A 12,587-nucleotide genomic window follows, 5' to 3' on the forward strand; every position below is an offset into this window, starting at 1 on the left:
GCTCAGAACTCCATCCGCAGGCCCAGGGCCAGGTTCCACTGCGACTCACCGTCGCGCCCGGCCAGGTGCTCATAGTAGAAGAAACCCGAGCGCCCGCCGGTGAGCACCATGGAAAGGCCCAGACCCAGGCGGAAGTAGTCGGTGTCCAATGGATCGCCGGTCACCCGCATCGCCGTGCCGGTGGGGTCGTTGAGGAAGCGCGCCTCCATCGCCTGCGGGTCGTCGCGGAACTCGTGCTCCCACTCCAGCTGCAGGTGCGGCATCAGCACGCCCCAGTTCGTGCTGTGGGTCCAGGTGAACTTGGTGCCCAGCACGCTGGCCAGCGATACCAGGTCGCGGCTGGCGATGTGCAGGCCCAGGCCGCTGCCGGGTTCGCCCGCGAGGGTTTCCTCGCGGATCGCGTCGAAGCCCAGGCGCGTGTACATCAGGCGGCCGTAGGGCCCGATGCCGAAGGCGCCGCGGTTGAAGTCGCGGCCGAACGTGAACGCGGTGGCCAGCAAGTCGCCGGAGGCGTCGGCCACCGCGGTCTGGTCGATGGTGGTGGTGCCGCCGCCGGCCAGCGGCAGCGTGTACTGGATGCGGCGCAGCATCTCGTAGTCGTTGCGGCCCCAGGTGACCACGCTGTCGAGGTACCAGCTGTCGGCCTGGTAGTAGGTGGTGTAGGCGGAAATGCTCCAGCCCGTGGTCTCCAGCCCGCCGCGCTCGCCCGGCAGGTCGGTGTCCTGGCGGGTGTAGCCGAGCGAGCCGCCGATGATCCACCGGTCGCTCTTGCGGTAGTCGAGGCCGGCGGTGAGGCCTTCGATGTCGTAGTCGTAGGCCGGGTCCACGACGCCGGCCTCGGACTCGCCGCGGCCCACGGTGCCCGCGGCGAAGAAGCCCCAGCGGCTGAAGTCGGTGCCGATCTCGGTGCCCGGTTCGTCGGCGCCGAACGCGCTCGACAGCGTGCCCAGCGAGATCGGCCCGGCCGGCGTGTTCAGCGCCAGGCCGCCGAAGCGGGTGCCGCCGGTGCCGCTGCGCAGCGCGGCGATGCGGGTCTTGAGGTTCTGGAACTGCGACTGCGCCGCGCTCATCGCGGCGTTGGCCTGGGCCAGCGCCACGTCGGAGGTGAGCTGGTCGATGGCGTCGACCGTGGCGTTGGGATCCAGCACCGCGGCTTCGCCGAGCTCGCGGCAGCGCGCCAGCAGGTCGGCCTCTTCCGGCGTGGGCGTGGCCACGTTGGCGAGCGCGGGGCAGAGCTGGTCGATGGCTTCGGCCACGGCGCGCTGAGTCGGCGTCAGCGTGGCGAGGTTGGCCAGCGCGCCGTTGAGCTGGAACACCGCCGGCGCACCGGCGAGCGGCGAACTCGCGCTCACGTCCACCGCACCCGCGGTGGCGACGGTCAGCGTGTTGGCGGCGACGCCGGTGGCGTCGGTGACCGAGGTGGCGCTCGCCAGCGTGCCCGCGCTGGCGGTCCAGGTGATCGTGGCACCGGCCACCGGCAGGCCCGCGGCGTCGCGCAATTCGACTTCGAGCGGATCGGAGGTGTCGCCGGCCGCGAGCGTCTGGCCATCGCCGGAGGCCACCACCAGCGTGCCCAGGCCGTCGACGGTGAGGTTGAAGGTCGCCGTCGCCGCCGGATCATCCTGGCGCGACGCCACGATCGTGACCGCGCCGGGCGTGGCGCCCGCGGTCACGGTGATCGCCGAATCACCGGTGGCGCCGGTGACGCTGGTCGGCGCCGACAGCACCGCCGTGCCGGCCGTCACCGTCCAGTTGATCGTGACGCCGGCCGCCGGCAGGCCGCTGTTGGTGGCGTTGACCTGGAGCGGCGCCGCGAAGGCGGTGTTGACCAGCGCGGACTGGCCGCCACCGCCGGTGGGTGCCAGCCCCGCGACGAAGCTGATGTTCGCGTCGAAGGCGAGGCTGGCCTCGTCGCCGCTGGCCGGCAGGCCGTCGGGATCGACGCTGGCCACGACGACGTTGGTGAAGTTGCCGAAGGTGGCGGGCGTGGCGACGAAGCTGGCCTGGCCGGCGGCATTGGTGGCGCTGGCGCCGCTGGCCGGCGCGAACGGCGCACTGGCGGTCCACTGCACGTTGGTGGTCGGCAGCGGCGAACCGCCCTGGTCAAGCTGCACGGTGAACGTGACGGGTGCGCCGGCCACGCCGCTCGCCGGGTTCGGCGTCACCGCGGTCATCACCACGGGCAGGGCGGTCACGGTCACGTTGAAGCTGTAGAGCCCCGGCAGGCAGAACGTGCAGCCGCTGTTGGCGGTGACCTGGTACACGCCGGGCACGGTCGCGCTGAAGCTGGCGTTGCTGGTGCCGCCGAGGACGGCGTTGCCGGTGACCGCGCCATCGCCGCCCGCGGGCTGGCCGGTGACCGACCAGGTGATGTTGGTGCCGTCGGCGGCCGGGATGGACGCGCTGCCGAAACTCACCGACAGCGGCAGCGGCGTGCCGGCGGGCACGGTCGGCGTGCCGGAACCCACCGGCTGCACCGACACCGGTTCGATCGTGACCGGGATGTCCACCGGCGGCACCGCCGCGCAGCCTTCCAGCACGAAGGCCACGGGGCACTGCAGGCTGCCGCGCACCACGTAGCTGCCCGCGCCGGGAAGGCTTTGCGTGGTGCTGGCGGTGCCGGCGGCATTGGGCGCGGAGACGCCGTAGTTGGCGCTGTTGGTGAGGTTGGTGAAGCTGGTGTTCAACGAGCCGGGCGCGCCGTTGAACTGCAGGTTGGTGGCGACGGTGAACGGCGTGATCTGGTTGGCGACCACCGGCGGCGGCGTCTGCGCCACGTAGGTGAACTGGTTGTTGGTGGCGAAGTTGAAGACCAGCGAACCCGGGATGCACGAGGTCGGCACGCAGGTCGCCTGCAGCGTGCCGCTGCCGCCGGGCGTCGGGCCCAGGTTGACGGTGATCACGTAATCGGTGTTGAGCGGCACGCTCGGGTTCAGCGGCGGCACGATCGCGGCGCCGCCGGTGGTGTCGGAGGTGATCGCGAGCACGATGCCGGTGGGATCGGGGCAGGCGGTTTCGGCGCGAAGGGTAAACGTCACCGAGGTGCCCGCGGGCGAGATCGCCGACGTCGAGCCCACGGCGACGAAGTCGCAGCTCTGTGCCAGCGCGAGGTTGCTCCAGGCCATCGCGGCGATCGCCAGCAGCAGGCAAGCGGTGGCCTGGATGGCGCGGGAAACCGTTCGTCGGGCAGCGCACGCGGTGCTTCGGACGTCCATCGCTTTTCCCCTGGAATGCGGCTATAACTTCGCCTCGAGTATAGCGGCTGGCGCGCCGCTGCAAGGGCCTCGGCGCGGGTCGCATTGCTTCCATCCGGAGCCATGCTTATGAGCCTGCACGACGCTTGTCCGCTTCTTCCCCGCTTGTCCGTTCTTGCGTCGGGATTCGTGCTGGCCATCGTCGCCGGCTGGCCCGCGGCGCCGGCGCAGGCCGCGGTCCGCAACGCCGAGGACCTGCTGATCGTCGACTGCCTGTTGCCCGGTCAGATCCGTCGCCTCGGCCGCCAGGCCACCTTCCTCAGCGCGCGTCGCCCGGTGCGCACCACGCAGGCCGACTGCGAGATCCGCGGCGGCGAATATGTTTCCTACGATCGCGCCAATTACCAGACCGCGCTCAAGGTCTGGCTCGAGGGCGCGATGTCCGGCGACGCCGAGGCGCAGAACAACGTCGGCGAAATCTATTCCAAGGGCCTCGGCACCGCGCCCGACTACGGCATGGCCTTCCAGTGGTTCAAGAAGGCCGCGGACCAAGGGTATGGTCGCGCCAAGATCAACCTTGGCTACCTCTACGAGCAGGGCCTGGGCGTGGAGCGCGACCAGGCCGCGGCGCTCAACCTCTACCGCGAGGCCTCGGGCATCGAGGACGAGCTGATGTATGCGTCGGTCGTGCAGGTCGAGATCAAGGCCCGCGACCAGAAGATCAGCGGCCTCGAACAGCAGGTGCAGGCCGGCGAAGCCGAGTCCGCCGCGCTGCGCGAGCAGGTGCGCCAGCTGCAGCAGGAACTGGCGCAGCGCCGCAGCGCGCTCGCCGCGGCCCAGCGCCAGCTGTCCGACACCCAGGCCAAGCTCGCGCAGGCGCGCCAGCAGCAGGACGACGACCTGACGCGGCTGCTGGAGAACCAACTGCTTGCGCAGGAAGAGCAGATCAACAGCCAGCGCACCCAGCTCGCCTCGCTCGAGCAGCGCGCGGGGGCATCGGCGGGCGGCGCATACGCCGCGGTGCCGATGCTGGAGATCCTCGATCCGGTGTTCGTCGCTACCCGCGGCCGCAACACGGCGGTCTACCGCGGCGGGCCCGGCAAGCGCCAGGTGGTGGGCCGGGTGACCTCGCCCGAGCGCGTCGGCGCGATCACCGTCAACGGCCAGCCGGCGCCGCTCAACGCCAGCGGCGGCTTCAGCGCCGAGGTCGACGTGCCGGCGGGCGGCGCCCAGGTGCAGGTCGCCGCCACCGACAAGGCGGGCGGGCGCGCGGAGCTGGCCTTCACCCTGCTGCCGCAGGCGGCCGCGTCGCCGGGCGCGGGCGCGTCCCCGGCGGGCGACGGCAAGCTCCCGCGCGGGGTCAGCCTCGGCCGCTATTACGCGGTGGTGATCGGCAACAACAGCTACCGCGACCCGGCCTATCCGACGCTCACCAGCGCCGCCAACGACGCCAACGCCGTGGCGGCGATGCTGCGCGAGCGCTACGGCTACGACGCCAGCCTCGTGCTTAACGGCGGCCGGCTCGAGATCCTGACCGCGCTCAACGAGATGCGCGAGAAGCTCAAGCCCGAGGACAACCTGCTGGTCTATTACGCCGGCCACGGCGAGATCGACGCGCGCGGGCAGGGCTACTGGGTGCCCAGCGACGGCGCCGCCAACGCCGAGAAGACCTGGATCTCGAACGCGGCCATCAGCGACATCCTCAACACCATCCCGGCGCGGCACGTGCTGGTGGTGGCCGACTCCTGCTACTCGGGCACGATGACCCGGGCCTCGGTGCCCACCTTCGACGCCGGGTCGATGGCGCCCGGGCAGTGGGACGGCTGGGTCAAGGCCATGGCCGACGGCCGCTCGCGCACGGCCCTGACCTCGGGCGGCGTGCAGCCGGTGCCCGACACCGGGTCGGGCCGCCACAGCTACTTCGCCCGCGCCTTCCTGAACGTCCTGCAGGACAACAACCGCCTGCTCGAGGGCCAGCGCCTGTTCCGGGAGGTCTCGACCGCGCTGGCGCTGGGGGCGATCGACGCGCCCGTGCCGCAGGTGCCGCAGTACTCGCCGATCCGCTACGCCGGCCACGAAAGCGGCGAGTTCTTCTTCCTGCCCAAGGGCGCGGGGAGCCGCTCCGGCCCCTGAGGCTGGCGTAACGGCCCGGGCCACCCTATAATCCGCGGCCCCGGCGGTGCGACCGCTACGCCGGGGTCCGGAGAGGTGGCAGAGTGGTCGAATGTACCTGACTCGAAATCAGGCGTAGGTGTGAGCCTACCGTGGGTTCGAATCCCACCCTCTCCGCCATACCCAGACAAGGCCCCGGTTTCCGGGGCCTTGTCGTTTCCGCCCCCTCCCACAGGGGCGGGTAAGATGTCGGCCTGCCCCACGGAACCCCCCGCCATGTCCGAAATCCTCGTCCCCGTCTCCTTCGGCGAGCTGCTCGACAAGATCGCCATCCTGCAGATCAAGTCCGAGCGCATGTCCGATCCGGCCAAGCTGGCCAACGTGCGCAAGGAGCTGGCGGCGCTCGATGCCACCTGGGCCGCGCATCCGGCCGCCGCCACCGACATCGCCGCGCTGCGCGCCGACCTCAAGGCGGTCAACGAGCGCCTGTGGGTGATCGAGGACGACATCCGGATCAAGGAGAAGGCGCAGGCTTTCGACGCGGAGTTCGTGCGCCTGGCGCGCGCGGTCTACTTCGAGAACGACGAGCGCGCGCGCATCAAGAAGGACATCAACCTGGCGCTGGGCTCGGCATACGTCGAAGAGAAGTCCTACCAGGACTACCGGACCGGCAGCACGCCCTGAATCAGGCGCCCTGCTCGGCGCGGAAGGCCTCGAAGCGCGCGATCACGTCGTCCACGGTGACCAGGTCCATCACGCCCGGGAATTCGATCCGGCGGCCCCAGGCCAGCTGGCTGGCGGGCCTGCCCATGAATTTTTCCGCGGCCTCGGCGTAGCGGTTCACCGTCCAGCGCCGGTCCGAGTAGGGGCCGGAGCGCTCGGCGTCGGTGCAGGCGTGCAGGCCGAGCACCGCGGTGCCCATCGCATTGGCCATGTGCGCAGGCCCCGAGTCGGGCGACATCACCAGGGTGGCGCGCGCCAGCAGCGCCAGCAGCTGCTTGAAGGTGTCCTTGCCGACCAGGTCCAGCGCCGGCGCCTTCATGGCCGCCAGGATGGCATCGGTGGTTTCCCGCTCGAGCGTGCTGCGGCCGCCGCACAGCACGATGCGCCAGCCTTGCGCGGCCGCGTGGTCGGCGACCGCGGCGTAGCGCTCCGGCCGCCAGTTGCGCAGCACGTGGCTGGAGCAGGGCGAGACGAGCAGGGTGGGCTGGTCGCCCGGCAGCTGCTCGCGCGCCCAGTCGTGCGCGGCCTCGGGCACCGGCATCCGCCATTCCACCGGGCCCCGCGACAGGCCCAGCGGCGCCAGGAACTGCAGGAAGGCATCGAGCACGTGGTGCCCGCCGGGCGGGATGCGTTCGCTGATGAAGAGCGAGTGGCCCTCCTTGCTGCGCGCCCGGTCGAAGCCGATGCGGCGGTCGGCCTTCACCGCGGTCGAGGCCAGGCCGGCGCGCAGGGCCAGCTGCAGGTTCAGCAGCACGTCGAAGCGCCGGCCGGACAGCCGGGCGCGCAGCGCGCGGTAGCCCGCCAGCCCGGCCTGCTTGTCGAACACGACCAGCTCGACGCCTTCGAGGCCCTCCATCAGCTTCGCCTCGCCCTTGCCGATGACCCAGGTGATGGCCGCATCCGGCCACGCCCGCTGGAGCTGGCGCACGAGGGCGAGGGCATGGGTGGCGTCGCCCAGGGCCGAGAGGCGGAGCAGGCAGATCGAACGCGGCGCGCTGTTCACGGGCATTGGTTAAACTGGCCTCGAATGGAAGTGACCGTCGCCGCCCTCGAGCGCCAGCAGCCTTTCCGCGACGCGCGCGGGCAGGGCACGATTGTGTTCGACCCGGCGCGGGTGCAGCAAGCCACGCCCGCACTGTTCGACCCGGCGGCCTACGGCGCGCAGGCGCGGCCGGTGCAGGCCGGCGGACGCGGCGCGGCGTGGTTCGTCGCCGGCGCCTTCGGCGAGGCCGTGCTGCGGCACTACCGGCGCGGTGGCCTGGTGGCGCGGCTGAGCCGGGAAACCTACCTGTGGCGCGGCGCGGACGCGGTGCGCAGCTTCGCCGAATTCCGCCTGCTGGCCGCGATGCACGCCGAAGGCCTGCCGGTGCCCGCGCCGCTGGCCGCCGCGTGCTGGCGTCGCGGCCTGGGCTATCGTGCGGCGCTGCTGGTGCAGCGCATCCCTTCGGTGCGGGCCCTGGCCGAATGGCTGGGCGAGGCGGCCGACGCCGCGCCCTGGGAAGCGATCGGCGCGATGCTCGCGCGCTTCCACGCCGCCGGCATCCACCACGCCGACCTCAACGCCCACAATATCCTGGTCGACGCCGCCGGCACGCCCTGGCTGATCGACTTCGACCGTGGCCGTCGCCGCGTGCCCGGTGCCTGGCGCCAGGCCAACCTGCGCCGGCTCGCGCGTTCGCTGGAAAAAATCTCCGGCGGCGACGCGCGCTGGCGCCCCGGCTTCGCGCGCCTGCAGGCGGCCTACGAAGGAGCGCGCGCATGAGCTGGTCGCTGCACTTCCTTGGCGTCGGCAACTCGCAGGCGGCGGTGCGCCTGGGCTCGGCCTCCGCGGTGCTGCGGCGCGACGATGCGCCGGTGCTGATGGTCGATTGCGGGCAGGAGGCGCTGACCGCTTACCAGGACGCCTACGGCGCGATGCCGGACGCGCTGTTCATCACCCACGTGCACATGGACCACGTGGCGGGGCTGGAGCGGCTGTTCTTCGCCACCTATTTCGACCCGGCGCGTCGCGGCAAGGTGCGGCTGTACGTGCCGGTGGGCGTGCTGCCGCACCTGCAGTCGCGCGTGGCCGACTACCCGGGCGTCATCGCGGAAGGCGACGCGAACTGGTGGGATGCGTTCCAGCTGGTGCCGGTGACGCGCGGCTTCTGGCACGCGGGGCAGTGGTACGACGTCTTCCCGGTGCGCCACCACCTGCCCGACACCGCCTTCGGCCTGCGCCTGCCCGGCAGCGTGGTCTGGACCGGCGACACCCGCCCGATCCCCGAAATGCTGGCGAAGTTCGCCGACGCCGGCGAGTGGGTGGCGCACGACTGCGCACTGCAGGGCAACCCATCGCACAGCGGCGTCGACGAGCTCGAGCGCGAGTATCCGCCGGCGCTGCTGTCTCGCTGCGTGCTCTACCACTACGCCTCCGAGGCCGACGGCGAGGCGCTGCGCGCGCGCGGCCACCGCGTCGCCCGCGCCGGCGACGTGCTGGCCCTGGCGGATCCGTCCGCGTGAACACGCCCGCCGACCTGCTGCCGCGCGACCGCCTGGGCCGGCCGCTGCACGACCTGCGCGTGTCGGTGATCGAGACCTGCAATTATCGCTGCCCTTACTGCATGCCCGAGGGCCTGACGCCCGAGGAAACCGCGCTCGACCGCGCGCGCCGGCTCGACTTCGACGAGATCGAGACCGCGGTGCGCGCCTTCGTGCGGCTGGGCGTCAGCAAGCTGCGCCTGACCGGCGGCGAGCCGCTGCTGCGCAAGGGCCTGCCGGACCTCGTCGCGCGGCTGGCGGCCATCCCGGGCGTTGAGGATTTGGCGCTCACGACCAATGGCTCGCTGCTCGCGGGCCAGGCCCGGGCGCTGCGCGAGGCGGGCCTGCACCGGCTGACGGTGAGCCTGGATTCGCTGGATCCGGCGCAGTTCAGCGCGCTGTCGGGCGGGCGCGGCAAGCTCGGGGACGTGCTGGCCGGCATCGCCGCGGCCGAGGCGGCGGGCTTCGCGCGGCTCAAGATCAACTGCGTGCTGCAGCGCGGCGTCAACGACGGCCAGGCGTTGGTGCTGGCCGAACGTTTCCGCGGCACGCCGCACGTGCTGCGCTTCATCGAGTACATGGACGTGGGCACCTGCAACGGCTGGAAGCGCGAGGGCGTGCTGCCTTCGGCCGAGCTGCGCGACCGGATTTCGGCGCGCTGGCCGCTGCTGCCGGTGGACGCGACCTATCGCGGCGAAGTCGCGACCCGCTACCGCTACATGGACGGGCAGGGCGAGGTGGGCTTCGTCAGTTCGGTCAGCGAACCGTTCTGCGGCGACTGCCATCGCGCCAGGCTGTCGGCCGATGGCCAGCTGTTCACCTGCCTGTTCGCGGCCCAGGGGCAGCCGCTGCGGGCGCACATCGCCCGCGGCGAGGATGCGCTGGCCGCGCACCTGGCGGGGCTCTGGCGCGCGCGCGGCGACCGCTACAGCGAGCTGCGCGCTTCGGCGCCCGACCGCAAGAAAATCGAGATGTTCTTCATAGGCGGCTGAGATGGCGACCCGGAAACTGACCCACGTGGACAAGGCCGGCCGACCGGCGATGGTGGACATCTCCGCCAAGGCGGTGACGTCGCGCGAAGCGGTGGCCGAGTGCCGCGTGCGCTTCCCGGCGGCGGTGGCCGCGGCGCTGCGCAAGGCCGGCATGGCGACGGCCAAGGGCGCGGTGGTGGACACCGCGATCATCGCCGGCACGATGGCGGTCAAGCGCACGCACGAGCTGGTGCCGTTCTGCCATCCGCTGCCGATCGAGGGATGCCGTTTCGACGTGGCCTGGACGGGCGAAGCGGTGCTGCGGATCGAGTGCGGCGTGCGCACCACGCACCGCACCGGTGTCGAGATGGAGGCGCTGACCGGCGCCACCGTGGCGGCGCTCGTGGTTTACGACATGTGCAAGGCGCTGTCGCACGCGATCGTGCTTGGCCCGGCGAAAGTCGTCGCCAAGCGCGGCGGCAAGCGCGATTTCGGCGGGGCGCGGGCATGAGCGTGACCGTGCTGTACTTCGCCAGCCTGCGCGATGCCGCGGGTTGCGACAGCGAGTCGCTGCCGGTGCCGGCGTCGCTCGGCGCGCTTTACGCGGACCTGCGTGTGCGCCACGGCTTCGCGCTGCCGGCGGAAAAACTGCGGGTGGCGGTGGACGGCGCGTTCGCGCCGTGGGATGCCCCGGTCGTCGACGGCTGCGAGATCGCCTTCATCCCGCCGGTGTCGGGCGGATGAAGCGTTTCGCCATCGCCACCGAACCCTTCGACATCGCGCCCCTGCGCGAGCGCCTGCTGGCCGATGCCGCGGGCGCCTGCGCCAGCTTCGAAGGCTGGGTCCGCGACCACAACGACGGCCGCGCCGTGCAGGGCCTGTTCTACGAGTCCTACCGTGCCCTGGCCGAATCCGAAGGCGAGCGCATCCTCGAAGAGGCGATGCAGCGCTTCGAGATCACGAGCGCGGCTTGCGTCCACCGCACCGGCGAACTGGCGATCGGCGACCTCGCGGTCTGGGTCGGCGTCAGCGCCGGTCACCGCGGCCCCGCCTTCGACGCCTGCCGCTGGATCATCGACGAGGTCAAATCCCGCGTCCCCATCTGGAAACGCGAACGCTACGCCACCGGCGCCACCGACTGGTTGCATCCGGAGCCGTGAGGTTCCTGAGTGCAGAGCTTTTCGCCGCGGATAAGAGCGAAAAAAGCCGGATAAGAGCGGATAGGGCAGACGAGGGGTTGGGCCGAAGCCAGGCCGAAGCCTCCGGCGAGAAGCCCCGCAGCGCATAGCCCCCTTGGTAAGGGGGCGCGCCGACAGGCGCAGGGGATTGGGAGTGCGGACCGGGACCCGCGGGTCAAAAAAAGGGGTCAGAGTGAATTAGCGTTTGAAACGCTAAATTACTCTGACCCTTTTTTTGACTCGTGGGCTGCCCCTCGGGCCGCGCCCGAGAGGGGCGGTAGCCCCGCCGACTTACCCCGGCGCCCGCATCATCCAATACCGTTGCTGCCTTCCGGCCCTGGCGGAGTTTTCGGACTAGCGTCGCGGGGGGCCGACGGGGCCACCATTGAAGCGAACGGCGCGCCAGTGGCGCGCCGTTTGAAGAGTGGCGGAGAGAGAGGGATTCGAACCCTCGATACGGGGTTTAGCCGTATACACACTTTCCAGGCGTGCTCCTTCAACCGCTCGGACATCTCTCCGCAGAGATAACCGCCTGAAACAAGCCGGAAATCATACCCGTCGCGGCGGGTGGCCACAAGCACGGCGATTCCCGCTGGCCCGGGGGCGGGGGGGTTGGCACAATGGCCCGGCCGGTCCCGACCCCGTGTGAGCCCCCGCATGTCCTACCTCGTGCTAGCCCGAAAATGGCGCCCCCGGCGCTTCTCCGAACTGGTCGGGCAGGAACACGTGGTGCGCGCGCTCAGCAACGCCCTCGAGACCGGCAAGGTCCACCACGCCTTCCTGTTCACCGGCACCCGCGGCGTGGGCAAGACCACCATCGCCCGCATCTTCGCCAAGTCGCTCAACTGCGAGCGCGGCACCAGCGCCGAGCCCTGCGGCGAGTGCGCCGCCTGCCGCGACATCGACGCCGGCCGCTACGTCGACCTGCTCGAGATCGACGCCGCCAGCAACACCGGCGTCGACGACGTCCGCGAGCTGATCGACAACGCCCAGTACATGCCTTCGCGCGGCAAGACCAAGGTCTACCTGATCGACGAAGTGCACATGCTGTCCAAGAGCGCGTTCAACGCGCTGCTCAAGACGCTCGAGGAGCCGCCGGAGCACGTCAAGTTCCTGCTCGCCACCACCGACCCGCAGAAGCTGCCGGTCACCGTGCTCTCGCGCTGCCTGCAGTTCAACCTGAGGCGGCTGGACGAGGCCCAGATCGGCGGCCAGATCACCCGCATCCTCGCGGCCGAGGGCATCCCGGCCGAGGCCGGCGCGATCGCGCTGCTGGCCCGCGCCGCCGATGGCAGCCTGCGCGACGGCCTGTCGCTGCTCGACCAGGCCATCGCCTACACCGGCGGCCAGCTGGGCGAGGAGGCGGTCAACGCCATGCTCGGCACCGTCGATCGGGCGCAGGTGGGCGCGCTGCTCGAGGCGCTGGCCGGTGCCGACGGCGCTGCGCTCATGGCGCGGATCGAGGAGCTCGCCGCGTATTCGCCGGATTTCGGCCACGTGCTCGAGGACCTGGCCACCGCCCTGCACCAGATCCAGCTGCAGCAGCTGGTGCCGGGGGCGGCGGCGCCGGAAGGCCGGGTCGATGTCGCCGGCCTGGCCGCGCGGCTGTCGCCCGAGCTGGTGCAGCTCTGGTACCAGATGGCCGTGACCGGCCGCCGCGACCTGGGCCTGGCGCCCAGTCCGCGCACCGGTTTCGAGATGTCCCTGCTGCGCATGCTGGCCTTCCGGCCGGCGGGCGATGCAGGCGCCACCCTCGGTCCGGCGCGCACCGCGGCGTCTTCGCAGGCCGCGGCAGGCGGGCGGGCGACGGCTCCCGGCGCCGCGATGCCGTCGATGGGCCACGCTGCCTCCGCCCCGGCGATGCCGGCGGCCCCGGCGCCTGCGCCTGC

The 12,587-nt window shown here is 71.6% G+C and carries 11 protein-coding genes, 2 tRNA genes and 1 other RNA gene; 10 read left to right on the forward strand and 4 right to left on the reverse strand.

Going from position 1 to position 12,587, the window contains the following annotated elements; genetic code table 11:
* Positions 1-2: 2 nt before the first annotated feature.
* On the reverse strand, positions 3-3,215 hold the full coding sequence (locus N787_RS02315) for an autotransporter outer membrane beta-barrel domain-containing protein (protein WP_034210490.1): 3,213 nt from the start codon (positions 3,213-3,215) through the stop codon (positions 3-5).
* Positions 3,216-3,359: 144 nt separating this feature from the next.
* Here N787_RS02315 and N787_RS02320 point away from each other — a divergent pair, with 144 nt between their 5' ends.
* The 3 genes from N787_RS02320 to N787_RS02330 all read left to right on the forward strand — a co-directional run bounded on the left by N787_RS02320 (position 3,360) and on the right by N787_RS02330 (position 5,990).
* On the forward strand, positions 3,360-5,327 hold the full coding sequence (locus N787_RS02320) for a caspase family protein (protein ID WP_169742273.1): 1,968 nt from the start codon (positions 3,360-3,362) through the stop codon (positions 5,325-5,327).
* A 69-nt stretch (positions 5,328-5,396) separates the two neighbouring features.
* Positions 5,397-5,486 (forward strand) — tRNA-Ser (locus N787_RS02325).
* 96 nt (positions 5,487-5,582) lie between these two features.
* Positions 5,583-5,990, forward strand: a complete 408-nt coding sequence (locus tag N787_RS02330) for a DUF6165 family protein (protein WP_034210495.1) — start codon at positions 5,583-5,585, stop codon at positions 5,988-5,990.
* A 1-nt stretch (position 5,991) separates the two neighbouring features.
* On the opposite strand, the gene N787_RS02335 is transcribed toward N787_RS02330, so the two are convergent.
* On the reverse strand, positions 5,992-7,038 hold the full coding sequence (locus N787_RS02335; RefSeq protein WP_034210497.1) for a glycosyltransferase family 9 protein: 1,047 nt from the start codon (positions 7,036-7,038) through the stop codon (positions 5,992-5,994).
* Positions 7,039-7,056: 18 nt separating this feature from the next.
* On the opposite strand from N787_RS02335, the gene N787_RS02340 reads away from it, so the two are divergent.
* Genes N787_RS02340 through N787_RS02365 form a run of 6 tightly spaced genes read left to right on the forward strand, consistent with a single transcriptional unit; the run spans position 7,057 to position 10,680 of the window.
* Positions 7,057-7,791, forward strand: coding sequence for a 3-deoxy-D-manno-octulosonic acid kinase (locus N787_RS02340; RefSeq protein WP_052575056.1), 735 nt, complete (start codon positions 7,057-7,059; stop codon positions 7,789-7,791).
* Entirely contained in the window at positions 7,788-8,531 is a 744-nt protein-coding gene (locus N787_RS02345; protein ID WP_034210498.1) for an MBL fold metallo-hydrolase, read from the forward strand. Before N787_RS02340 ends, N787_RS02345 begins: the two co-directional genes overlap by 4 nt.
* Positions 8,528-9,541, forward strand: a complete 1,014-nt coding sequence (gene moaA, locus N787_RS02350; RefSeq protein WP_034210499.1) for a GTP 3',8-cyclase MoaA — start codon at positions 8,528-8,530, stop codon at positions 9,539-9,541. Before N787_RS02345 ends, moaA begins: the two co-directional genes overlap by 4 nt.
* 1 nt (position 9,542) lies before the next feature.
* Positions 9,543-10,031: a cyclic pyranopterin monophosphate synthase MoaC gene (gene moaC / locus N787_RS02355; RefSeq protein ID WP_034210500.1), complete on the forward strand. Its 489-nt coding sequence runs from the start codon at positions 9,543-9,545 to the stop codon at positions 10,029-10,031.
* The gene (locus N787_RS02360; RefSeq protein ID WP_034210501.1) at positions 10,028-10,264 is read left to right on the forward strand and encodes a MoaD/ThiS family protein; all 237 of its coding nucleotides are present in this window, start codon (positions 10,028-10,030) and stop codon (positions 10,262-10,264) included. The genes moaC and N787_RS02360 overlap by 4 nt, the downstream gene beginning before the upstream one ends.
* Positions 10,261-10,680 carry a molybdenum cofactor biosynthesis protein MoaE gene (locus N787_RS02365; protein ID WP_034210502.1) on the forward strand — a complete coding sequence of 140 codons (420 nt, stop codon included), beginning with the start codon at positions 10,261-10,263 and terminating at the stop codon, positions 10,678-10,680. Before N787_RS02360 ends, N787_RS02365 begins: the two co-directional genes overlap by 4 nt.
* 298 nt (positions 10,681-10,978) lie before the next feature.
* On the opposite strand, the gene ffs is transcribed toward N787_RS02365, so the two are convergent.
* Both ffs and N787_RS02370 read right to left on the reverse strand, forming a co-directional pair.
* Positions 10,979-11,075: signal recognition particle sRNA small type (ffs, locus tag N787_RS14600), an RNA gene on the reverse strand.
* Between the two features lie 48 nt (positions 11,076-11,123).
* Positions 11,124-11,216, reverse strand: a tRNA-Ser gene (locus N787_RS02370).
* 139 nt (positions 11,217-11,355) lie between these two features.
* Here N787_RS02370 and dnaX point away from each other — a divergent pair.
* On the forward strand, positions 11,356-12,587 hold a 1,232-nt coding region (gene dnaX / locus N787_RS02375), incomplete at its 3' end, for a DNA polymerase III subunit gamma/tau (RefSeq protein ID WP_034210516.1).

Source organism: Arenimonas metalli CF5-1 (genome assembly GCF_000747155.1).
Lineage (GTDB): Bacteria > Pseudomonadota > Gammaproteobacteria > Xanthomonadales > Xanthomonadaceae > Arenimonas > Arenimonas metalli.

What these genes read in the sequence shown, in the direction of transcription:
- moaC (WP_034210500.1), top strand. Translation starts at nt 9,543, where the DNA reads ATGGCGACCCGGAAACTGACCCACGTGGACAAGGCCGGCCGACCGGCG.
- N787_RS02330 (WP_034210495.1), top strand. Translation starts at nt 5,583, where the DNA reads ATGTCCGAAATCCTCGTCCCCGTCTCCTTCGGCGAGCTGCTCGACAAG.
- N787_RS02335 (WP_034210497.1), bottom strand. Translation starts at nt 7,038, where the DNA reads ATGCCCGTGAACAGCGCGCCGCGTTCGATCTGCCTGCTCCGCCTCTCG.
- N787_RS02345 (WP_034210498.1), top strand. Translation starts at nt 7,788, where the DNA reads ATGAGCTGGTCGCTGCACTTCCTTGGCGTCGGCAACTCGCAGGCGGCG.
- N787_RS02315 (WP_034210490.1), bottom strand. Translation starts at nt 3,215, where the DNA reads ATGGACGTCCGAAGCACCGCGTGCGCTGCCCGACGAACGGTTTCCCGC.
- N787_RS02365 (WP_034210502.1), top strand. Translation starts at nt 10,261, where the DNA reads ATGAAGCGTTTCGCCATCGCCACCGAACCCTTCGACATCGCGCCCCTG.
- N787_RS02360 (WP_034210501.1), top strand. Translation starts at nt 10,028, where the DNA reads ATGAGCGTGACCGTGCTGTACTTCGCCAGCCTGCGCGATGCCGCGGGT.
- N787_RS02340 (WP_052575056.1), top strand. Translation starts at nt 7,057, where the DNA reads ATGGAAGTGACCGTCGCCGCCCTCGAGCGCCAGCAGCCTTTCCGCGAC.